Source organism: Acidimicrobiales bacterium (genome assembly GCA_033344915.1).
Lineage (GTDB): Bacteria > Actinomycetota > Acidimicrobiia > Acidimicrobiales > Aldehydirespiratoraceae > JAJRXC01.
The window spans coordinates 2,837,616-2,858,762 of the sequence record JAWPML010000001.1 but is presented as its reverse complement, the minus strand read 5'-3'; the positions used below and the strand labels follow the sequence as shown (position 1 = coordinate 2,858,762).

The 21,147-nt window shown below is 69.3% G+C and carries 19 protein-coding genes; 11 read left to right on the top strand and 8 right to left on the bottom strand.

All coding sequences use genetic code 11. The annotated features are described in order from the left end of the window. The first annotated feature begins 14 nt into the window (after positions 1 to 14). Genes R8F63_13720 through R8F63_13710 form a run of 3 tightly spaced genes read left to right on the top strand, consistent with a single transcriptional unit; the run spans position 15 to position 3,054 of the window. On the top strand, positions 15 to 986 hold the full coding sequence (locus R8F63_13720; protein MDW3219666.1) for an LLM class flavin-dependent oxidoreductase: 972 nt from the start codon (positions 15 to 17) through the stop codon (positions 984 to 986). Position 987: 1 nt separating this feature from the next. Then, positions 988 to 1,878 (top strand): hypothetical protein, encoded by an 891-nt coding sequence (locus tag R8F63_13715; protein MDW3219665.1) that lies wholly within the window; start codon positions 988 to 990, stop codon positions 1,876 to 1,878. A gap of 48 nt (positions 1,879 to 1,926) precedes the next feature. Beyond that, positions 1,927 to 3,054: a nitronate monooxygenase family protein gene (locus R8F63_13710; protein ID MDW3219664.1), complete on the top strand. Its 1,128-nt coding sequence runs from the start codon at positions 1,927 to 1,929 to the stop codon at positions 3,052 to 3,054. A 31-nt stretch (positions 3,055 to 3,085) separates the two neighbouring features. Here the strand turns inward: R8F63_13710 and R8F63_13705 are convergent, their stop codons facing one another. Next, on the bottom strand, positions 3,086 to 3,712 hold the full coding sequence (locus tag R8F63_13705) for a DJ-1/PfpI family protein (protein ID MDW3219663.1): 627 nt from the start codon (positions 3,710 to 3,712) through the stop codon (positions 3,086 to 3,088). Positions 3,713 to 3,755: 43 nt separating this feature from the next. On the opposite strand from R8F63_13705, the gene R8F63_13700 reads away from it, so the two are divergent. The 4 genes from R8F63_13700 to R8F63_13685 all read left to right on the top strand — a co-directional run bounded on the left by R8F63_13700 (position 3,756) and on the right by R8F63_13685 (position 7,042). Further along, on the top strand, positions 3,756 to 4,568 hold the full coding sequence (locus tag R8F63_13700) for a phytanoyl-CoA dioxygenase family protein (protein ID MDW3219662.1): 813 nt from the start codon (positions 3,756 to 3,758) through the stop codon (positions 4,566 to 4,568). A 137-nt stretch (positions 4,569 to 4,705) separates the two neighbouring features. After that, positions 4,706 to 6,070, top strand: coding sequence for a rhodanese-like domain-containing protein (locus R8F63_13695; GenBank protein MDW3219661.1), 1,365 nt, complete (start codon positions 4,706 to 4,708; stop codon positions 6,068 to 6,070). A gap of 31 nt (positions 6,071 to 6,101) precedes the next feature. Further along, the gene (locus tag R8F63_13690) at positions 6,102 to 6,581 is read left to right on the top strand and encodes a hypothetical protein (protein ID MDW3219660.1); all 480 of its coding nucleotides are present in this window, start codon (positions 6,102 to 6,104) and stop codon (positions 6,579 to 6,581) included. After that, entirely contained in the window at positions 6,578 to 7,042 is a 465-nt protein-coding gene (locus tag R8F63_13685; GenBank protein ID MDW3219659.1) for a DUF6691 family protein, read from the top strand. Before R8F63_13690 ends, R8F63_13685 begins: the two co-directional genes overlap by 4 nt. Here the strand turns inward: R8F63_13685 and R8F63_13680 are convergent. The 4 genes from R8F63_13680 to R8F63_13665 form a co-directional block, all read right to left on the bottom strand. Further along, on the bottom strand, positions 7,039 to 8,541 hold the full coding sequence (locus tag R8F63_13680; protein ID MDW3219658.1) for an AMP-binding protein: 1,503 nt from the start codon (positions 8,539 to 8,541) through the stop codon (positions 7,039 to 7,041). The two genes, R8F63_13685 and R8F63_13680, sit on opposite strands and share 4 nt — an antisense overlap. After that, positions 8,541 to 9,767: a D-alanyl-D-alanine carboxypeptidase family protein gene (locus tag R8F63_13675; protein MDW3219657.1), complete on the bottom strand. Its 1,227-nt coding sequence runs from the start codon at positions 9,765 to 9,767 to the stop codon at positions 8,541 to 8,543. The genes R8F63_13680 and R8F63_13675 overlap by 1 nt, the downstream gene beginning before the upstream one ends. A 61-nt stretch (positions 9,768 to 9,828) precedes the next feature. After that, the gene (locus tag R8F63_13670; GenBank protein ID MDW3219656.1) at positions 9,829 to 10,614 is read right to left on the bottom strand and encodes an SDR family NAD(P)-dependent oxidoreductase; all 786 of its coding nucleotides are present in this window, start codon (positions 10,612 to 10,614) and stop codon (positions 9,829 to 9,831) included. Positions 10,615 to 10,625: 11 nt separating this feature from the next. After that, positions 10,626 to 11,654 carry an aldose epimerase family protein gene (locus tag R8F63_13665; GenBank protein MDW3219655.1) on the bottom strand — a complete coding sequence of 343 codons (1,029 nt, stop codon included), beginning with the start codon at positions 11,652 to 11,654 and terminating at the stop codon, positions 10,626 to 10,628. A 41-nt stretch (positions 11,655 to 11,695) separates the two neighbouring features. Between R8F63_13665 and R8F63_13660 the strand changes: the two genes are divergently transcribed. Next, a complete protein-coding gene (locus R8F63_13660; GenBank protein ID MDW3219654.1) occupies positions 11,696 to 14,320 on the top strand; it encodes a glycosyltransferase in 2,625 nt (874 codons plus the stop codon). Positions 14,321 to 14,332: 12 nt separating this feature from the next. Here the strand turns inward: R8F63_13660 and R8F63_13655 are convergent, their stop codons facing one another. After that, positions 14,333 to 14,875, bottom strand: coding sequence for an HD domain-containing protein (locus tag R8F63_13655; GenBank protein MDW3219653.1), 543 nt, complete (start codon positions 14,873 to 14,875; stop codon positions 14,333 to 14,335). A 138-nt stretch (positions 14,876 to 15,013) separates the two neighbouring features. Between R8F63_13655 and R8F63_13650 the strand changes: the two genes are divergently transcribed. Continuing rightward, on the top strand, positions 15,014 to 16,021 hold the full coding sequence (locus R8F63_13650; protein MDW3219652.1) for an LLM class F420-dependent oxidoreductase: 1,008 nt from the start codon (positions 15,014 to 15,016) through the stop codon (positions 16,019 to 16,021). An 18-nt stretch (positions 16,022 to 16,039) separates the two neighbouring features. Here the strand turns inward: R8F63_13650 and R8F63_13645 are convergent, their stop codons facing one another. Together R8F63_13645 and R8F63_13640 are read right to left on the bottom strand one after the other, a co-directional pair. Continuing rightward, positions 16,040 to 17,623: a SulP family inorganic anion transporter gene (locus R8F63_13645; GenBank protein ID MDW3219651.1), complete on the bottom strand. Its 1,584-nt coding sequence runs from the start codon at positions 17,621 to 17,623 to the stop codon at positions 16,040 to 16,042. Between the two features lie 56 nt (positions 17,624 to 17,679). Continuing rightward, positions 17,680 to 18,057: a VOC family protein gene (locus tag R8F63_13640; GenBank protein MDW3219650.1), complete on the bottom strand. Its 378-nt coding sequence runs from the start codon at positions 18,055 to 18,057 to the stop codon at positions 17,680 to 17,682. Positions 18,058 to 18,154: 97 nt separating this feature from the next. Here R8F63_13640 and R8F63_13635 point away from each other — a divergent pair, with 97 nt between their 5' ends. Further along, on the top strand, positions 18,155 to 18,805 hold the full coding sequence (locus tag R8F63_13635) for a FaeA/PapI family transcriptional regulator (protein ID MDW3219649.1): 651 nt from the start codon (positions 18,155 to 18,157) through the stop codon (positions 18,803 to 18,805). Between the two features lie 51 nt (positions 18,806 to 18,856). Then, positions 18,857 to 21,142 carry a pentapeptide repeat-containing protein gene (locus R8F63_13630; protein ID MDW3219648.1) on the top strand — a complete coding sequence of 762 codons (2,286 nt, stop codon included), beginning with the start codon at positions 18,857 to 18,859 and terminating at the stop codon, positions 21,140 to 21,142. Positions 21,143 to 21,147: the final 5 nt, after the last annotated feature.

Sequence of the window (21,147 nt, the reverse complement as noted above, 5' to 3'; positions counted from 1 at the left end):
CTCCTGTGGCGTTCATGTTGATGCGGTTGAACTTCGTGCACCCGGACCCCACGGATCCCCAGCACATGAGCGACCGCTACCGGGCCGGCATCGATCTCGCCGAGTACGCGGACAGGCACGGATTCGCGATGGTCAGCACCGAGGAACACACGGCCACGCCGATGGGCTGGAGCCCGACGCCGCTGCTCACCGCGGCGATGATCCTGAACCGCACCGAGAACCTGTCGGTCGCCATCACGGCGCTGCTCGTCCCCCTCCACGACCCCGTTCGCCTCGCCCAGCAGATGAGCGTCATCGACCTGGTCTCGAAGGGACGGCTCTCGATCACGACGGGCATCGGCTACCGGCCGGCGGAGTACGCGGCGCTCGGGCTCGAGTGGAAGCGGCGGGGCAAGATCCTCGACGAGTGTCTCGAGACGATGCTGAAGGTCTGGTCCGGTGAGCCGTTCGAGATCAACGGCGAGACGATCCAGGTGGGTCCGATGCCGTACTCCCGCCCGCACCCGATGGTGATGGTCGGCGGGTCCAGCCCGGCCGCCGCGAAACGAGCGGCCCGGTTCGGACTCCCGCTGCAGCTGCCCGCGCCCCTGCCGGAGATCGAGGCGCTGTACTACGAGGAGTGCGAGAAGCACGGCACCGCCGGGTTCTGCATCGCGCCCGAGCAGGTCGCGATGGTCAACGTGGTGGAGGATCCCGACAAGGCATGGGCCGAGTTGGGCGAACACTTCTGGTTCGAGGCATCGACCTACGACTCGTGGCAACCGCCCGGACAGACCTCGGCCGTCCACACGCATGCGAGCTCCGTCGAGGAGCTACGCGCCGAAGGCATCTACCAGTTCCTCACCCCCGAGCAGGCCGTCGATCGCATCCGGGAGACCGGCGCCCTGTCGTTGCATCCGCTCTGCGGCGGGATGCCGATCGATGCCGCGTGGTCGTCGATGGAGATGGTGGTCGACAAGGTGTTGCCCGCAGTCGGGGAGGGCTGAGATGACCGACTGGGCCGCGCTCGCGCAACGGGGGTCACGGGCGTGCCACGACCTGATCGGGTGGATCTACTTCGATCCGACGGCCGCCGAGATGTACGGCGAGCTCGGCGTGCCCGACGGCATCGGCTACTACGTGGGCTCCCGGTTCGCACCCCTCGCCGGTGCCAGCAACGGGGTCCTCGGGGCGACGGCGTATTCGATCAGCGAGCCGTTTCTCGGCATGGGGATGGACCTCATGCGCGAGCACACCGACCCCGAGTCCGTGATGCTCGCCCGCGACGCGCGGGTGCTCCCCGGCCTCGCGGAGATCTCGCCTGCGATCGCGGAGGGACTCGCGCCCCTCGCCGTCGACGCGTGGGAGGTGGTGGACGGGCTGCACAACGGAGCGCGGGTGTTGTTCGCCGCCCATCGCGACCGCGCCGAACGTCACGCGGGTGATCCCGCGCTGTCGGCATGGCTCGCCTTCAACTGCATCCGCGAGTGGCGAGGCGACACCCACTGGGCGCTGAACGCCTCGGCGGACCTGAACGGGGCCGAGGTCGGCCTGATCCACAACGTGATGGTCGACTATGAGGAGGCCGAGTGGATCGTCCGCAGTCGCGGCGCGACGGACGAGGAGATCGCGAGAGGATGGGCCCGCCTCGAACGAAAGGGCCTCGCCGTCGACCGGGTGTTCACCGACGAAGCCCGCACCCTCCGCCATGACATCGAGCAGCGGACCGACGAGATCTGTGCGCAGCTGTGGGAGGCGTTCGGCGAGGCCAACACGCTCGCGTTCTGCGAGCTGCTGGAACCCCACCACGACGCGTTCATCGCCCGCATCGACGCCACCGCCGGCAAGAACTGGATGCCCGCCGCCCGCCACACGCACGGAGAAAGTACGGGGGTCTGACCCCGGCGTACTTTCTCGCGGGGCGGGGTGAGGCGTAGCGTCGGCGGTATGCAGAACGAACTGACCGAGCGCTTCGGTATCGAGTTTCCGATCTACGCCTTCACCCATTGTCGCGATGTCGTGGTGGCGGTCAGCAAGGCGGGTGGTCTCGGCGTGCTCGGCGCGGTCGGGTTCAGCGTCGAGCAGCTGAAGGTCGAACTCGACTGGATCGACGAGCACATCGGCGACAAGCCCTATGCCGTCGACATCGTCCTGCCCCAGAAGTACGACGGCGATGCCGGCGAGATGGACCTCGGCAAGCTCACCAAGGACCTCCAGGGGATGATCCCGGAGGAGCACAAGGACTTCGTGCGCGACATGCTCGACAAGCACGGGGTGCCCGAGCTGCCCGAGGACGAGGAGCTGGGCAGCGGCCTCATGGGATGGAACGCGGCCACCGCGGTTCCGCAGGTCGAGGAGATCCTCCGCCACGACAACGTCGTCATGGTCGCCAACGCCCTCGGCACGCCGCCGCCTGATCTCGTCGAGCAGATCCAGGCGTCCGGACGCGCGGTGGGCGCGCTGTGCGGCACGCCGGCGCAGGCCAGCCGCCACGCGGCGGCCGGTCTCGACTTCGTGATCGCCCAGGGCTACGAGGGCGGAGGGCACACCGGCGACATCGGCTCGGTGGTGCTGTGGCCGCAGGTCATCGACGCGGTCTCGCCGATCCCGGTCCTCGCGGCCGGGGGTATCGGCAACGGGCGCCAGATGGCTGCTGCGCTGTCGATGGGGGCGGCCGGCGTGTGGACGGGCTCGCTGTGGCTCGCGGTCGAGGAGGCGGCCGGCACCCCGGCCCAGATCCAGTCGTACCTCGATGCCACCAGCAAGGACACCGTCCGCAGCCGGAGCTACACCGGCAAGCCGTGCCGCATGTTGCGCAACGACTGGACGGAATCGTGGGAGCGGGCCGACACGCCGGACACGCTCGGCATGCCGTTGCAGATGATGGCCGTCCGCGAGGCGATGGTGCGCAGCGGCCGCTATCCGGACAAGGCCCAGCAGGTCGCGTTCAATCCGGTGGGTCAGATCGTGGGCACGATGAACAAGGTCAAGCGCAGCGCGGACGTCATCTTCGAGATGGTCGAGGAGTGCGTCGATTCACTCGAACGCACTCGCCAGATGATGTCGATGGAGTAGCTCGGCTCAGTCGGGCTCAGCTCAGCTCAGCTCAGCTCAGCGCGGCACCGGCGAGGGCGATCAGCTCGTCGGACGCCTTGTCGGGCGAGCCGCAGTCGAACGGCGGGTGGGGGTCGTATTCGATCCCGAGCTGGAGCGCTTTCGCGGTGTCGTCGCCGGCGATCGCGGCGGCAAGGGTGAGCGCCATGTCGATCCCGGCGGACACGCCGGCACCGGTCACGATGTTCCCGTCGAACACCACCCGCTCGCGTACCGGTTCGGCACCCGAGTTCGCGAGCAGGTCGATCGCCGCCCAATGGGTGGTCGCCCGCTTCCCGGCCAGGAGACCGGCCGCGCCCAGGATGAGCGAGCCGGTGCAGACCGACGTGATCCAGGTGGCCTCGGCGGTCACCGCGCGGATCCAGTCCAGGATCTCTTCGTCGGCCGCGGCGGCGAACGTGCCCTCCAGGCCTCCGGGCACTACGAGGACGTCGCAGGCCTCGACATCGGCCATCGCGTGGGTCGGGGTGAGCCCGAGCGCGCCCGTGTCGGCGTTGACCGGGCCGCCGTCCTTCGAGACCGAGATCGCCTCTGCCCCCGGGAGCCGGGCGAGGACGTCGTGGGGGCCGATCACGTCGAGCGTGGTCAGGCCCTCGTAGAGGAAGAAGACGATCCGCATCGGGCCATGGTCGCATGGATCGCGCCGCGACTACCGTTCCGTCATGCTCACCCATCTGCCTCCGACGGCCACCGGCGCGGAGATCGCCGAGGTGCTCCGGCGGGACGGGGGCGTGATCGTCGACGACCTGGCCGACGAGGCGCAGCTCGACGCGTTCTTCGACGAGATGCAGCCGTTCGTCGACGCGACCCCGGTCGGCCCCGACGCGTTTACCGGTGTCACGACCCGCCGCACCGGTGGCCTCCTCGCCCGATCCGTCACGAGCCGGGAGTTCGTGATGCATCCCACGGTGCTGGCGACCTGTGATGACTTCCTCGGCCACGTCACCAGCTACCAGCTCCACCTCACCCAGATCATCGACATCGGACCGGGGGCCGCCGAGCAGCAGATCCACCGCGACCAGTGGGCGTTCGACTTCTTCCCGTTCCCGTCCGGATACGAGGTGCAGTGCAACACCATCTGGGCCGGCGACGACTTCACGGAGGCGAACGGGGCGACCCGCATCGTCGTCGGCAGCAGTCGCCGCGAGGACGGACTCCGGTTCGGCATCGAGGACACCGTCCCGGCGGAGATGACGCGGGGTTCGGTGCTGTTCTACAGCGGCTCCGTGTACCACGGCGGCGGACCCAACACGACCGACGCCCACCGGCGCGCGATCAACATCACGTACAACGTGAGCTTCCTGCGCCAGGAGGAGAACCAGTACCTGTCGGTGCCCCAGCCCGTCGCCGCGACCTTCCCCGAGGAGCTCCAGCGATTGATGGGCTACCGGATGGGCGCCTACGCCCTCGGCTACATCGACGATCTTCGTGATCCGATCACGGTGCTCGAGCGCGCGCCGCGACCCGGGGCCTGACCTCGCGTGGGGTGTCTCGTCAGTTTTGCTTGACGCGCGCGCCGATTCGTCAACCAAAACTGACGAGACACCTCCGGTCGCCCGTCGGGGCGCGGTGTAACATGCGGAATGTACGGACATTTGGAGGAGCGGCGACGATGATCTTCGAGCAGCACTATCTCGAGTGCCTGTCGCAGGCCTCGTACCTGATCGGCGACGAGGACACCGGCCGCGCCGTCGTCGTGGACCCGCGCCGGGATGTCGCCCCCTATCTCGAGTCGGCCGCGGAGCACGGCCTCACGATCGAGATGGTGATCGAGACCCACTTCCACGCCGACTTCCTGTCCGGTCATCTGGAGCTCGCCGCTGCGACGGGCGCGGAGATCGCCTACGGGTCCCGAGCCGACGCGGAGTTCGACATCCGCAAACTCGAACACGGTGAGCGCATCGATCTCGGCTCGGTCGAGCTCGAGATCCGCCACACCCCCGGGCACACGCCGGAGTCGATCTCGATCGTCGTCCACGACGGCGGGGAGGTGCCCTACGGCGTGCTCACCGGCGACACCCTCTTCATCGGTGACGTCGGACGCCCCGATCTGCTGGCATCGCGCGGGGTCACCAGCGACGACCTCGGATCGATGCTCTACGACTCACTCCACGAGCAGCTGATGACCCTGCCGGACGCCACCCGTGTGTTCCCCGCCCACGGTGCCGGATCGGCGTGCGGCAAGAACCTCTCGACCGAGACCACGTCCACGATCGGTGACCAGCGGGCCACCAACTACGCGGTCGCGCCGATGAGCCGGGAGGAGTTCGTGGCGGTGGTGACCGACGGTCAGAGCGCGCCGCCCGCGTACTTCTCCTTCGATGCCAACCTGAATCGCGAGAACCGACCCCTGCTCGACGAGGAGTTGCCGCCGCCGGCGATGAGCATCGAGGAGATCGTGCGCGCCCAACGGCAGGGTGCCGTGGTGCTCGACACGCGGGACCCGAACGAGTTCGCCGTGGGCCACCTGCTCGGCGCGATCAATGTCGGGCTCGAGGGTCGCTACGCGGAGTTCGCCGGTGGTGTCATCCAGCCGGGCGCCTCGATCGTCCTCGTGACCGACGCCGGGATGGAGACGGAGGCCAAGAACCGCCTGGCCCGGATCGGGTTCGACAATGTGATCGGACATCTCGCGGATCCGCTCGCCGCCTTCATGGCGAACCCGGACGACGTGGTCGGGAGCTCCCGGCTCGATGTCGACGCCCTCCTTCGGGCCCGCGCCGAGGGCGAGGTGCAGTTGGTCGACGTCCGCCAGCCCGGTGAGACGGCGATCGGCACCATCGAGGGCGCCATCGAGATCCCGCTCACCCGGTTGAACGAGCGACTGGCCTCGCTCGACGCCGCCAAGCCCACGGTGGTCTATTGCGCCGGCGGATACCGGTCGTCGATCGCCGCGAGCCGACTCGTCGCCGCGGGGTTCCGTGACGTGAGTGACCTGCTCGGCGGGTATGGCGCGTGGGTGACCGCCCAGGGTTGACCTCTACGATCAAGGAGGGAAAGGGGACTCCATGTTCGATGTTCTTCCGGATCGCGTGCCGTGGTACGTGGTCGGACCCGGCCTCGGTCTCCTGATCGTCGGCCTCTTCTTCATCGCCAACCAGCCACTCGGCGCGAGCGGCGCCTATGTCCAGACCTCGGGCCTGCTGCGGCGCCGCACCGACGTCGCCGTCTGGCGGGTCTGGTACTTCGTCGGCATGTTCGCCGGTGGCGTCGTGGTGACGCAGGTGCTCCGCGAGGGGACCGAGGTCCGCAGCGGCTACGACGCCCTGCGCGACGTGTGGCCGCTCTGGATCGTCGTCCCGATGGTCTTCGGCGGCGCGACGGTGCTCGGCTTCGGTGCCGGCCGCGCCGGGGGTTGCACCAGCGGTCACGGACTCTGCGGCACCGCGCAACGGTCGCCGGCCAGCCTGGCCGTGACGGCGACGTTCATGGCCGTCGCCATCGCCACCACCTTCGTCCTCCGCGTCGCGACCGGAGGTGACCTGTGAAACTCAACCTGGTCGGCCTCCTCTTCGGCGCCCTGTTCGGCGGCCTGCTCGCCGGTGCCCAGCTCCACGAGTACGACACGATCCACGCGATGCTCCGGCTCGACGAGGCGGACGTCTTCCTCATCATGGCGTCGGCCATCGCCGTGTCGGCGCCGATGCTGTACGTCCTCGAACGGCGCCGAGCCCGTTCGATCTTCGGGGGCGACGTGCGCCTGTCGCGTTCGCGGCCCGAGCGGCACCACTGGCAGGGGGGCGCGTTGTTCGGGCTCGGGTGGGCCATCGCCGGCACCTGCCCCGCGCCGGCGCTGGTGATGGTGTCGTCCGGCGCCATGCTCGGTCTCGTCGCGATCCCGGGCATCTTCCTCGGTCTCTACCTCAACGAACGTTCGGCCGGCACGGCCGGGCATGTCGGCGACGGTGAGCACCGCGAGCTCGAACCGGTCTCGGTCGAACCGGTCTAGATCGACCGGTCCCGCCCCGCCCAGTACGGGTCACGCAGTTGGCGGGTGTAGAGCTTGCCGTTGGGTTGGCGGGGTAGCTGCTCGTGGACATCGACCGAACGCGGCACCTTGTGGCGGCCCAACCGCTCCCGGGCGAAGGCCAGGAGTTCGTCGACCGCGCCCGGTCCGGCGTCGGCGGTGAACTCGACCGCGGCCTTCACCTGCTCGCCCCACTCGTCGTCGGGAATGCCGAAGACGGCGACGTCGACGACCGACGGATGGTCGAGCAGCGCCTGCTCGACCTCGGTCGGATAGATGTTCACGCCGCCCGAGATGATCATGTTCGTGGCCCGATCGGCGAGATGGACCCAGCCCGCCGCGTCGACCGAACCCATGTCGCCGAGGGAGAACACGCCGGGTGCGAGGTAGGACGCCTCCGTCTTCTCCGGCGCGTTCCAGTATTCGAACGGACGGTCACTCCCGGGGGTGTGGCAGTAGAGCGTGCCCACCTCGCCGGCGGGAAGCCGCGTCCCCTCGTCGTCGACGGCGAAGACCTCGAAGCCGGGCACGGGGCGGCCGACGGTGCCCGGGTTGGCGAGCCAGTCCTCGGCGTCGACGCGGGTGAAAACACCGGCCTCCGACGTGCCCCAGTATTCGGTGAGGATCGGGCCGAACCAGTCGATCATCTGCCGCTTCACCGTGGGGCTGATCGGTGCCGCACCGTGCAGCACGATGTCGAGCGGCGAGGGATCGAACGCCTCCCGGACATCGTCGGGCAGCCGGAGGAGGCGGACCATCATCGTCGGCACGAGGTGGGTGCGGCGCACCCGGAGCTCCCCGATGAGGTCGAGCGTGCGGGCCGCGTCGAAGCGACGCATGAGGTGCAGCCGGGCCCCGTTGCACAGATCGAAGAAGCCGTAGCCGCCGACCGCGGCGTGGTAGGCGGGTCCGGTGATCAGTTGGGTGCCGGTCCCGTCGAAACCGACCTGGAGTCCGAGGCGTTCCTGGAGGGAGAGCATCTCTGCGACCGTCGCGGGGACGGCGCGCTTGACGCCTTTCGGGTGCCCGGTCGTCCCTGAGGTGTAGCTGAAGCGCGAGCCCGGCGGGCCGTCGAGGGCGAAGGGCGTGTCATCGGCCCGGGCGACGAGCGCGTCCAGTTCGGGGCCGAGGGTGACGACCGGGATCTCGTCGGGCACGAGGTGGGCCAGGTCGGGTTCCGCGATCACGAGCGCGGCCTCTGCATCATGCAGGACATAGTCGACCTCGTGGGGCGCGAGCAGGCCGTTGACGGGCACGAACCACACGCCGCTGAGCACGGCGGCGAGATAGACCTCGAACACTTCGACCCGATTGTCGGTGAGCAGCGCGATGTGACCGCCGGCGGGCACCGCCAGCTCGTCGCGCAACGCATGGCCGAGCCGGGTGGCCCGATCGACGAACTCGGCGCGGGTCCGTTGTCCGCCGAGGTCGTCGGTCAGGGCGAGCGTGTCCGGCTCCGCCGCCGCGAGGTCGAGGATCATCAGCCGCCGGTGGTCGACCAGTGCCAGGGCTCGCTGGGGAGGTTGATGAGGCCGAAGTCGCCGGCGACCTCGCTCATGACCTGGAACACCGACGAGCTACGACTGCGGATGATGGAGCCGTTGTAGGTGAAGTCGATCGCGAGTCCGCGTTCGTGGGCGGACCGGCCGGGCCGGGCGGTCGGCGGACTGCACTGATAGGCGGGCATCTCCCAGATGGCGTAGTCCGACGTGCCGCAGTGGGAGCGGCGGAGACGGATCTGGGAATCGGAGCTGCGGTAGCCGCCCCCGGACAGTGGGTAGCCGCGGGCCTCCATGGCCGCGAGGAACCCCTCGACCTGCTCGGCGATGAGCGCGTTCACGACGATGCCCCGCACCGTGGTGAGCTCGACGGGCGCATCGTTCGGAATGGTGACGGGTCCGCGTTCGCGGTTGCGCTGGGCGATGGCGTCGGCGATCCGTTGCTCCTCGGCCTTGATCTCGGCGGCCAGCTCGGCGTCGAGCGCTTCGAGGGCGGCGACCTCGGCGAGTCGGGCGTCCAGCCGGTCCTCGACCGCGCGCAACGCCTCTTCCTCCGTGGCGTACGCCTCGTCGAGGGCTGCCTTGTGGCGGGCGACCTCGGCCGCCTGGTCCTCCTGCTCCGCCCTCGTGGCTGCCGCTTCCTCTCGCTGGCGGTCGAGCTCGGCGCCGAGGGCGCGCAGCTCGTCGATGATCTCCGTCGTGTTGCCGGTGCCGAAGTCGATCAGTGCTTCGGTGCGGGCGTACTGCCACGGGTTCTCGTCGAGGGCGGCGTTGTCGGAGTTCGGACCCTGGAACCCGACGAACGCGTTGACCGCGGTGTCCTGGAGCAGCTGTTGCACCCGCCCGACGTCGCGTTCGAGATCGTCGATGCGGAGCTGGGCCGCGATCTCCTGCCTGACCGCCGCGTCGACGCGCCGCTGGGCGGCATCGAGCGCGGCCTGCTGCGCGTCGATCGACTCGCGGAGCTTGTCGAGCTCCTCCGTCAGCGTCTCGGCGTCGACGGTGAGTGCGTTGACGAGGATCTCGATGTCGGCCGTGTCCTCCTGGACCTCGCGGCGTTGTTCGCGCAATTCGTCCGGGCTGTCGGCCGCGCCGGCGAGCGATGCCGTGAAGGCGGACGCCGCCAGGACGATGACGACGAAGGCACGAGGGCGACGGAAGCGACGGCGGACGGTCATGACGAGGCGGTGCACACGTTCTGTCGTCACAGAAACGTAATGAACGGGGAGCAACGGTACCCGACGACGGGACCCGTGGAAACCGAGCGGATCAGTCGTTCTTCATCGTCTGGCCGCCGTCGACGGGGATCACCGTGCCGGTGACGTAGGACGAGGCGGGCAGGGCGAGGTTGAGCACCATGTGCGCGACCTCCTCCGGGTCGCCGTAACGGCGCAGTGCCGTTCGGCGGCGGGCGAACTTCTCGCGGTGCTCCGGCGGGATCAACTCGGTCATACCGGTGAGGATCGGGCCGGGGCAGACCGCGTTCACCGTGATGCCGTCGGTGGCGAGATCGACCGCGAGCGCCCGGGTGAGCCCGATGACCCCGTGCTTGGCCGTGGTGTAGGGCAGCGTGCCCCGCTGGGCGCCGAGTCCCTCGGTCGACGAGATGTTGATGATGCGGCCCTCGCCGCTCGCGCGAAGATCCGGCAGACAGGCCCGCACCATGCGCTGGTGCGCCGTGAGGAGAACGTCGAGGGCGAGCGCCCAGGTGTCCTCGAAGTCGTCGGCGTCGACCGGTCCCCCCAGGGAGACGCCCGCGTTGTTCACGAGGATGTCGACCGGGCCGAGGTCCGCCCGGATCCGGTCGACGACCGTCGTGATCGCCTGCGGGTCGGTGACGTCCAGGACATAGCCCGCCCCCGTGCCGCCGACGGCGGTGATCTCGTCGACGACGACGTCCACGTCCGCCTCGCGCAGGTCGGTCACGGCGACCGTGGCGCCCTCGTCCGCGAAGAGGTGCGCTTCGGCCCGCCCCATGCCGGACGCGGCGCCGGTGATCAGCACCACCTTCCCGGCGACGGAACGGCTGCGGCTGGTGAGACGGGGATTGGTCATGACGCTCGCGATCAGTCGGCCCAGTCGAGGCGGAACTCGAGTTCGTGAACGTAGCGCTCGCCCGGTCGCAGCGCCGCCGATGGTGCCCAGTCGAGGTTGGGCGCGTCGGGGATGTGTTGCGGTTCGAGGCAGAACGCAGCGAACGGGTCGTGGGCGCGGCCGTCGGCACCGGGACCACCCGAGAGGAACGCCCCGGTGTAGAACTGCACGGCCGGCTGGTCGCTCCACACCTCGAGCGCTCGTCCGGACGGGTGGTCGACCCGGGCGTGGCGGCGGAGACCGTCGCCGTCGACGACGAAGCAGTCGTCGTAGCCGTTCGGCAGGCCGAAGCCGAGGCGGTCACCGAGTCGTGTCGCCGCGCGCAGATCGTGGGTCGTGCCGGCGACCGGGTGCGGCGGACCGCTCGGCAGCGTCGCGTCGTCCACCGGCACGACCGTCGTCGCGTCGATCTGCACGGCGTGCTCGCGCACGTCGGCCTCGGTCGGCCCGCCGAGGTTCCAGTAGGTGTGGTTCGTCATCGACACGATGGTCGCTTGATCGCAGGTGGCCTCGTGGCGGATGTGGATCGTGCGGTCGTCGAGCCGGAAGGTCACCGCGGCGTGGAGCGTTCCGGGGAACCCCATCTCGCGGTCCGGGCTCGTGCGTCGGAAGGTGACCGCGTCATCGGTCGCGTCGGCGTCCCACACGAATCGTGAGAACCCGAGCGACCCGCCGTGGAGTTGGTTGTCGCCCTCGTTGGCGTCGAGGGCGTAGGCGATGTCGTCGATCGTGAACATCGCGCCACCGATCCGGTTCGCGAAACGCCCGACGGTGACCCCGAGGTAGGGGTTGCGAACCGGGTCTTCGTAGGCCGCCACGGAATCGAGACCGAGTGAGAGCGGGATCGGGCCGTGGGGGCCGGGGATCTCGATCCGACAGAGCGTGGCGCCGAGGTCGAGAAGTTCGATCGAGAGGCCGCTCGGGCTCTCGAGGCGGTGGCGGTGCACGGGCGTGGGTGGTTGCAGACGGTGACCGGCGGTCATTCCATACGGCGAGGGCACGGGAACTACCGTACGACTTCTGCCACCGAGGAGGTGCTGGGGTGACGACCGCGGCCGAGCTCGCCGACGAGCTGCTGGACATGACCGTCGACGTGCTGACCGAGCTCGAGTCGCACCACGCGCCCGCCCTCGAACTCCCGCCGGTGTTCGGTGGCTATCTCGTCGGGGCCGACGCCCGGGCGGACCTCGCGTTCACGCTCGGGTTGCTCCACGCCGAGGGCGTCGAGAAGGTGGCTGGTGTTCGCGGCGACGATGTGGCGCTCGAGATCGTGCGCCGACTCGACGGCCCGACGACGCACAGCTTCTACTCGTACCGCGCCGCCGAGACGCTCGCTCGGCTCGGCGGACTCGACGACAATCCGCGGCTGGCCCACTGGACGGCGGACGACATCGCGAACGTCGAGTCCGCGATCGACTCGACCTCGATGTTGTCGATGCTCGACGACGGCACGCTCCCCAACAACTTCGCGGTCGTGCTGACCCGGTGCGAGATCGCCCGACGGGCGCTCGGTCGACTGCCGGACGACAACCGCCTCGACGAACTGCTCGACACGCTCCGCGGACTCTTCGGTGGCCTGCCCTACGGCTGGTGGGACGACTTCGGCGGGGCGAACTACGACATGTACACGCCGGACGTGTACCTGTTCGCCGAGCCCTTCGCCGACGAGCTGGGCGAGAGCTGGGCGACGGGGCTACGGGCCGTGCTGGGGGACCTTGCGGACGTCGCGACCCCGGGTGGCGCCGTGTCGTGGGGGCGTTCGACCGGGGCCCTCGGCGTGGTCATGAACGTCGAGCTGGGTGCGACCGCGGTCGGTCGCGACATGAGCGATGACCCCGGGGCGTGGCTGGGCAAGGCGGCGCTGGCGGCGCGGGCGCTGCGGGACTGGTTCGTCGATGGCGTGGTCACCGCCCATCAGCACAAGATGACGATGGGTTACCGCGGTCCGGAGCGCCGGCTCCAGATGACGCTCGACCTGCTCGGCAAGCTCGTGCAGGCCGTCGGCGAGTTGCGGCGGGGCGCGGACGTCGAGGCCGCGTCTCCGGCGCAGAGCTTCGGCCCGGTGGACCGCCTGGTCCGGTTCGAGGACGAGCGCGAAGCCGCGGTGTGGGCCCATCGGGGCGGCGGCGTCGACTTCGTCCTGCCGTTCGTCGGGGGTTTCTGGGGTGACTACGCGGCGTCGCCGCGGCTCCCGGGCACCTTCGAGACGCCGGTCGACAGCAATCACCACATCGGCTGGCTCCCCCTGATCCACGCCGACGGCACCGTTCGTTCCACGCAGGGCCCCCCGGCGTCGGTCGCCCACGAGCCGAACGCGGTGACGGTGTCGTTCGACCGGTTCAGCTCGTTCGATCTCGGCGCGAAGGAGCCGGCCAACATCGCGATCGACGGCACCCGACGCACCCGCTATCGGGTCGAGCGGCGTTCGCTCGTGATCGAGGAGGAGCTCGAGCTGGATCGCGATCCGGCGACCATCGACGCGATCTCGGTGTCGATCCCGGAGACCACGGTCCGGCCGCTCGCCGTCGAGTTCGAGACGGACCTGCCCCACACCGCCACGGTCGTCGACACCGCAGGCATGCAGAAGCACCGGTCGTTCTGGCACGAGCACGGCCGCAGCCACGAACTCGTCCTCGAACCCGCTCGCTCGCTGTCCTACCGGTGCCGGGTCACCCCCGCGCTGCGGGTGGCGAGCACCGCCCACGGTCACTGGTACGACTCGAGTCTCTGGGATCCGCTCGGCGACCGGGTCACGCGCCACTCGTCGGGTTGGATCCTCGAGGATCCCGCGGCGATGAGCGCCTTCGACGTGGCCCACATCCACTGGCCGGAGTGGACGAGCGGCCCGACCCCGGAGGCGGCCGAGCGCACGATCGGCAAGCTCCGCGAGGCCGGCGTCACCATCTTCTGGACGCAGCACAACCGCGTTCCCCACCGCCACCAGGACGCCGCCGACATGTATGCGGTGTGGGCGGCGAACGCCGACGTCGTCGTGCACCACAGCGAATACGGCCGGGCGGTGATGGAGCGGGAGTACACCTACGGCGAACACACCCGCCACGCCGTGATCCCCCACGGTCACTGGGGACACATGCTCGAACCGCTGCGCCCGGCCGGCGGAAAGGCGGAGGCCGAGCAGGCGTGTGGGATGGACGCGGTGCCGTTGCGGCTCGGCGTGGTCGGCGCGCCGCGTGTGCAAAAGGACGTGCAGCTCGTGCTCGACGCCGTGCACGCGAGCACCCGCGACGACATCGAGCTGCGGGTGTGGAGCCTCGACGGCGAGACGGTCCCCGATGACCCCCGGATCATCGCCGAGCCCTACGAGATGACCGATCACGCGGTCTATGCCCGCCGGCTCCACACCCTCGACGCACTCGTGATGCCGTTCACCGAGGGGATGCTGACGACGGGGACCATGGCCGACGCGATCGGCGCCGGGATCCCCACCCTCGCCTCCTCGTGGGGGTACCTCCGCGAGGCCCTGGGCGACGCGGCGATCTACTACGGCGACGCCGCCGAGGACCTCACGGCCTGTGTCGACGGGCTGACCGAGGACCGGCTCGCGGCCTGTCGCGCCGCGATGCCCGAACGGCAGGCCGCCCTCGACTGGCAGCCGATCGCCGAGGCGACCCTCGCCCTGCTCGACGAGGTCGTCGCGGGCGGGTGAATCGCGGACGCGTTACTTGGTGATGCGGGGCTCGGCGAAGACCGCCCGGAGGCGCTCCTCGAAGTGGGAGAGGGGCGGCGTGGGGTAGCCGGGATCGAACGACATCTGGTCCCAGTCGTCGGCGAACGTGACCGCCAGGTCGAACCACGGCTCGTCGCGAAACGCCTCGCGGGCATCGGGATCCCAACCGAAGTGGTGGTTGTAGGCCGCCCCCTGGAAGACCTGGTGGTGCTGGATCAGCTGGTAGAGCTCGGGCCGGACATAGGGGGCGAGTACCTCGGCCGACATCGATGCATGGTTCGCGGTCGACACGAACTTGCCGATGTCGTGGCACAACGCGGTGATGACGAGTTCGTCGTCGGCGCCGTCGGCTTCGGCCCGGGCCGCGGTCTGCAGCGAATGCGTCAACTGGTCGACCGCGTAGCCGTCGACGCTGTTGCGCAACCACTCGAGCATCGGGATGATCCGGTCGGCGACCTGCTTCTGGCTGGCGAGCGTCAGCTCGCGGATCTCCAGCCACTCTTCGGTCGAACCCTCGTCCATGCGCGTGAACATGGTGACCAGTATCGCCGCTTCGGCGCCCTCCGGCATCCTGGCCTAGGGAACGAGCCCGCCGTCGGATCCCACGAGGCCTCGGTAGACCGGGGCGCACGGACTACAGCTTGCACGAGGCGAGACAGTACGGTCGGCGCCATGCAGCTGGGATTCACGTGGGGCTACTGGACGCGGGCGATGCCCGACAACCTGATCGAGTTGAGCAAGGCCGCCGAGGACGCCGGGTTCGACTGCTTGTGGTCGGCCGAGTCGTGGGGGAGTGACGCGTTCTCGCCGCTCGCCTACATCGCCGCCCACACGGACCGGATCAAGCTCGGCACCGGTGTGGTGCAGCTGTCGGCCCGCACCGCGGCGGCCACCGCGATGCACGCGGTCACGCTCGACCATCTCTCGGGCGGCCGGGTCATCCTCGGCCTCGGCGTGTCCGGCCCCCAGGTCGTCGAGGGGTGGTACGGCATGCCCTCGCGCAAGCCGCTCGCCCGCACGCGTGAGTACGTCCAGGTGCTCCGCCAGATCATGGACCGGGAGGGTCCGGCGGAGTTCCACGGCGAGCACATCCAGATGCCCTACACCGGCGAAGGAGCCGAAGGCCTCGGCAAGCCGCTGAAGATCATGACCCACCCGCTGCGTCAGATCCCGATCTGGATCGGCGCCGAGGGTCCGAAGAACGTGACCCAGACCGCCGAGATCGCCGACGGCTGGCTGCCGCTCTACTACTCGCCGTTCCGACCCGAGGTGTACGCGGAGCAGCTGAAGGACGCGAAGCCGGGTTTCGAGATCGCCGTCAACGTCTCGTTGAACATCACCGACGACATCGAGGCGGCCCTCTACGGCACGAAGGCGTCGCTCGGCTTCTACATCGGGGGCATGGGTGCGAAGGGGCAGAACTACCACACCAAGCTGATGGCGCGGATGGGTTACGAGGAAGAGGCCTACAAGATCCAGGATCTGTTCTTCGAGGGGAAGCGCGACGAGGCGATCGCCACGGTGCCCACTGATTTCGCCGACGAGATCTCGCTCGTCGGCTCGGTCGAGCGGATCCGCGACCGCCTCCAGGCCTGGGAGGAGAGCCCCGTCACGATGCTGAACGTCTCGGCTCGCACCCCCGACGACATCAAGCGGGTCGCCGAGGTCGTGAAGGGCTAGGGCTGCCGCGACCGGGCCCTACCGCCGCCACGGCGCGACCCACTGGAAGCGGGCCGCGTCGGGGAGATCCTCGATCGACGGCACGCCGTGTGATCCACCCAGGAACACCGCGAGGGCGCGGGCCGCGTGGTCGGGGACGTTGACGAACTCGATGGTCATGTCGTCCCGCTCGAGATCGGCGATCAGTTCCGAGAGCGTGTTGGCGCCCGAGTAGTCGAGGCGACCGCACTGGCCCAGGTCGACGACGATGTGGGTGGTCTCCGGATGCTCGGCGACCGCATTGCGGAACGCATCCTCCAACGCCGGGGTGGACGCGAACCAGACGACCCCCGCCGGCCGGACGGTGAGGCTGTCGCCGTCGCTCTCGTAGACGTGATCGACCCGCATCTCGCGGTAGAGATGGAAGCCGATCGCGAGAGCGACGCCGAGCAGGACGCCCCGCTCGACGTTGGGGGAGAACATGAGCGTGGCGACGAAGGTGCCCGTCGCGATCGCCGCCTGGGGTGCGCTCTGGCGCCACATGCGGATGATCGGCTTCGGCTGGATGAGTCGGTAGACGGCGGTGAAGACCACGGCTCCCAGCACGGCGCGGGGGAGGGTCTCGAGGTTCGAGGCCAGCGGGAGCGCCGCGATCACGGTCGCGCCGGTGACGGCGCCGGACCAGTTGCTCTTCGCCCCGGCGAAGCGGTTGAGCGAACTGCGCGAGAACGAGCCGCCGACCGGGAACGCGCCGGAGATCGCCGACGTCACGTTGGCCACGCCCGAGGAGATGAGCTCCCGATTGGCGCTCCAGGGAATCCGGTCGAGCGCCGCGAACGTGCGGCTGATCGATGCGGGTTCGGCGAACCCGACGAGGGCGATCACGACGCCGGGGATGATCAGGTCGCCGAACTGGTCGTAGGGGAGGTCGAGGCTGAGCGTGATGAAGCCGTCCGGGAGATTGCCGACCGTGGGGCCGGCGTAGTCGGTGACGGCGCTCCACACGGTCGCGCCGATCACCATGAGCAGCACGCCGGGGAACAGGTTGTGCACCTTGCGGGAGCCGAGGACGACGACGGTGGTGAGGATCGTCAGGGTCAGCGCGGTGCCCGACCAGTCGCCCGGTGAGGTGATCGTCGACCAGGCGCGGGGCAAGACGCCGTCGGTGTCGGGGTCCACCGCGAACATCGACGGGAGCTGGGACGAGACGATCAGGATCGCGGCGGCGCTGGTGAAGCCCTGGAGCACGGGTTGCGACATCAGGTACGCGAGCGTCCCCATGCGCAGCAGCCCGAGCAGGAACCGGGTGACACCGACGATGAGCGCCAACAGCGCGGCGAGTTCGACGTATTCGGCGGAACCGGTGGCGGCGAGCCCGGACAGGGCGCCGAAGGTGAGCAGTGAGGTGAGCGCGACCGGACCCGTCTGGAGATACGGCGAGGACATCAGCGGCGCGGCGATGAGTGGGGGCAGCGCGGCCGCGAACAATCCGATGTGGGCGGGTACGCCGGCGATCTCCGCGTAGGCGAGCGACTGGGGGATCAGCACCAGGGCGACCGAGAAGCCGGCGATCACGTCGCCCATGCTCGGCTTCGGAATGCTGCTCGCCCTCGGGTTCGGCACCCAGAGAGTGAACCACGTCGGGAGCGCGGTGCCGACGTTCTCTCCGGTGTCGACCGTCAGCGGTAGCTGACGACCTCGTACTCGACTCCGTCGTGGTCGTTGAAGTAGAAGCGCCGTCCGGGGTCGTACGTCATGAAGCTGTACGGCTCGATGCCCTCCGCGCGCACCCGCGTCTCGATCAGGTCGAGGTCGTCGACGAGGATGCCGAGGTGTTGCAGGCCGCCGAGCCGGTCGGCGTCCGCCATCGGCTCGGGAGGTTCGGGCGGCGTGTAGAGCGCGACATAGTGCGTGTCGGTTCCGACGTGCACCGTCCGGCCGCCGAGCATGGACGGGCCCTCCCAGCGGACATGCCAGTCGAACACCCGCTCGAGCATCGCCGCCGAGGCTGTCGGATCGGTCACGGTGACGTTGGCGTGTTCGAGCATGCCGGGCATGGAGGGCTCCTTTAGGAAAGTATGTGCTTGTTATATTGTGGCGCGACTCGACAATTGTCAAGACGACTCTTGTGAAATATCGGCTACGCTCGTGGACATGTCCGATCGCGCCGGTATCGGCGACGCCCAACGTCGCATCGTCGACTTCCTCAAGCGGGCCGGCGCGTCCACCACGGCGGGCATCGCGGACGCACTCGCCGTGACCACCCAGGCCGTGCGACCCCAACTCGTCGAGCTGGAGGAGCGTGGTCTCGTGCGTTCGGAGACCCTCGTCACGGGTACCCGGGGCCGCCCGCCGGTCGGCTGGGCGCTCACCGACCTGGCGATCGAGTTGTTTCCCGACCGCCACGCCGACCTCACCGTCGAGCTGCTCCAGACGATGCGGGCCGAGCTGGGGGACGAGGCCCTCGATGCCGTCCTGGCCGCCCGCGACAAACAGCATCTCGCCGCGCTGGAGGCCCAGATGGACGGACTCGCGGCCGACGACCTCGGCGCCCGGGTCGAGGTGCTGGCCGAGGCGCGGTCGCGGCAGGGCTACATGGCGGAGGTCGTGCCCGACGGTGACGAACTGCTGCTCGTGGAGCATCACTGCCCGGTGTGTGCCGCGGCGACCGAGTGTCAGAGCCTGTGTCGCAACGAGCTCGCCCTGTTCGCCGATGCGCTCGGTGAGGGTGCCGCGGTCGAGCGCAGCCAGCACCTGCTCGCCGGCGATGAACGCTGCGTCTACCGGATCTCCCGCCGCAGCTGACAACAGCCGCGACGTGCGGTACGGTGACCACGGAGAGTGAGGGAGACGGGCGTGGCGAGGCGAACACGGGCATCGGTCATCGGTGGCGCGATCGTGCTCTTCGTCGCGTTCTTCGTCGTCCCGTCGGTCGGGGCCGAGCCCGACATCATCGTGCCTGCGCCCACCGGCGCACCCGCGGACGGTGACGTCATCGCCCTCGTGATCGACGGTTCCAACGGCTACGACGGGGCCGACGCGCTGGTCATCACGAGCTGCGGCAACGCCGAGAACGGTCTGCCGTACTTCGCCGAGACGGACGCCTACTGCCACAGCGGGTCGCATCCGCCGCTCATCGCCGACGGCGACTCGTTCTCCGGTCGGGGACTCCTGCCGAACCCCGTGGACGGGGCGGACTACACGTTCTCCTACGTGTGGGACCAGAACTTCACGAACGGCGCCACCTGCTATGCCGATGCGCCGGTGGCATGCCGGATCCTGATCACGGGATTCGACGTCAACGGCGCCGAGCTCTGGCGCCGAGCCGTCGCCGTGAGCACCGTCGAGGATCTGCCCGTGGCGGTCATCGAAGCGAGCGTGTCGACCGACGAAGGCGACGTCGGTGTCCGGTCCCTCGACATCGACCTGAGCCTGTCGCGCGAGGTCGATTGGCCGGTGTACGCGGAGCTCGACATCATCGGCGTCGAGGCCAAGACGCAGGGTGGGAGCTATCCCACGAGCGACCCGACCGACATCAACCTCCTCGTCGACTCGGTGGACCTCTCCCTCGACGATCACATCGTCCTGCGTGTGTTCGGCGATCTGCTGGACGAGGTCGACGAGCGCGCGGTCGTGCGGTTCCAGCTCCCCGACGGCGGCGCGACGATCGGCGGCTTCTACGGTCTCTCCATCGTGACGATCGTCGACGACGACGAGCCGCCGAGGTTGATTCCCGGCGACGTCGTAGTCCTCGAGGACGACGCCACCGTGATGGTTCCCTTCACGCTCGACAACTACTCGGCGAAGGACGTCACGTTCGACTGGGTCGTCGGCGGCCACGGCCCCACCACCAACCCGGGCGAGGACTATGTGGCGGCCTCCGGCACCGCCACGATCCCTGCCGGCGAGCTGACGGCCGAGATCCCGGTCGAGATCGTCGAGGACGACGTGCCCGAACAGGACGAGCTCGTTCTCGTCGGCATCACACGGGTGGAGAACGCACGACCGGGCGGCTTCTTCGGCCTCGCCTTCCTCGGTGTCCTCAACGACGAGCCGTTCCCGGACTGCTTCGACCGACTCGGCCCCGGCGCGAACCTCTCGTGGTGTGATTTCTCCGGGGCCACCCTGGTCGGCGAGGATCTCGCCGGCGCCGACCTGCGCTGGGCGAACTTCGCCGGGGCGACGATCGTCAACGGTGACTGGTCCGACATCGTGGCCACCGATGCGAACCTCGACGGCGCCACCTTCGCCAACCTCGACCTGACGGCGGCCGACTTCACCGGCGGTTCCGGCGCGGTGACGTTCATCAGTTCGACCCTCGACCTCGCGCTCCTCGACGGTGGCTTCGAGGGCTCGCGCTTCATCGGCTCCTCGGCCCAGGGCGTGTACCTGCACGGTCGATTCGACGACGGTCTCTTCGTCCTCTCGGACTTCACCGATGGTGACATCACGACCGCCCGCTACCCGCGAGCGGTGTGGAGCGCGGCCACCTGTGCGGACGGCGCAGCGTCGAGCGACACGTTCGACACCTGCCAACGGGTGTTCGTGTACTCGGTCCGCGAGGGGCGGTTCGGGACACCCGACGTCGTCACCGCGGGCGTCCCCGCGACCGAGGACATCTCGTTCCGCATGGTGCTCGAGGGCTCCGAGGGATTCCTGCCGGGGATCACGTTCTTCGGGTCGCAGTTCTGGGCCGGGCCGACCGGTCTGGAAGCGGAGATGACCGGCGGTGGCGACACGGTCGTCGATCAGACCGGCAACGGGTACCCCGACGCGAACTGGGGCGGGCTCTCCTCGGAGCTCGACATCGACGTCGGTGACACCGAGCTCTGCGTCGCCGGCACCAACAGTTCCGACGAACGCGCCTTCGGCTGCCGGCCGGTCACCGTCGTCGCATGGGAGGACGACGAGCCGCCGATCAGCCCACCGGCATCGCCGCCCTCGAGCCCATCTTCCAGTCCGCCGATCAGCGGAACCGGCCTGAGCGCGCTCACGTCGTTCCTCGCGGAACCCGCCGGGCTGATGGCGACCAGCGCGGCCGTGGGACTCCTCTTCCTGCTCGGGTCCCGGCGGGCCGAGACCACGCTGCGAGGCGAACACGACGACGAACACGAAGAAGACGTGGTCGACGACCGGGGGTAACTTCC

Coding starts and splice junctions, on each gene's coding strand:
- R8F63_13705 (MDW3219663.1), bottom strand. CDS start 3,712: ATGCGGATCGTCTTCTTCCTCTACGAGGGCCTGACCACGCTCGACGTG.
- R8F63_13700 (MDW3219662.1), top strand. CDS start 3,756: ATGCTCACCCATCTGCCTCCGACGGCCACCGGCGCGGAGATCGCCGAG.
- R8F63_13655 (MDW3219653.1), bottom strand. CDS start 14,875: ATGTTCACGCGCATGGACGAGGGTTCGACCGAAGAGTGGCTGGAGATC.
- R8F63_13650 (MDW3219652.1), top strand. CDS start 15,014: ATGCAGCTGGGATTCACGTGGGGCTACTGGACGCGGGCGATGCCCGAC.
- R8F63_13720 (MDW3219666.1), top strand. CDS start 15: ATGTTGATGCGGTTGAACTTCGTGCACCCGGACCCCACGGATCCCCAG.
- R8F63_13640 (MDW3219650.1), bottom strand. CDS start 18,057: ATGCCCGGCATGCTCGAACACGCCAACGTCACCGTGACCGATCCGACA.
- R8F63_13715 (MDW3219665.1), top strand. CDS start 988: ATGACCGACTGGGCCGCGCTCGCGCAACGGGGGTCACGGGCGTGCCAC.
- R8F63_13680 (MDW3219658.1), bottom strand. CDS start 8,541: ATGATCCTCGACCTCGCGGCGGCGGAGCCGGACACGCTCGCCCTGACC.
- R8F63_13695 (MDW3219661.1), top strand. CDS start 4,706: ATGATCTTCGAGCAGCACTATCTCGAGTGCCTGTCGCAGGCCTCGTAC.
- R8F63_13670 (MDW3219656.1), bottom strand. CDS start 10,614: ATGACCAATCCCCGTCTCACCAGCCGCAGCCGTTCCGTCGCCGGGAAG.
- R8F63_13710 (MDW3219664.1), top strand. CDS start 1,927: ATGCAGAACGAACTGACCGAGCGCTTCGGTATCGAGTTTCCGATCTAC.
- R8F63_13690 (MDW3219660.1), top strand. CDS start 6,102: ATGTTCGATGTTCTTCCGGATCGCGTGCCGTGGTACGTGGTCGGACCC.
- R8F63_13635 (MDW3219649.1), top strand. CDS start 18,155: ATGTCCGATCGCGCCGGTATCGGCGACGCCCAACGTCGCATCGTCGAC.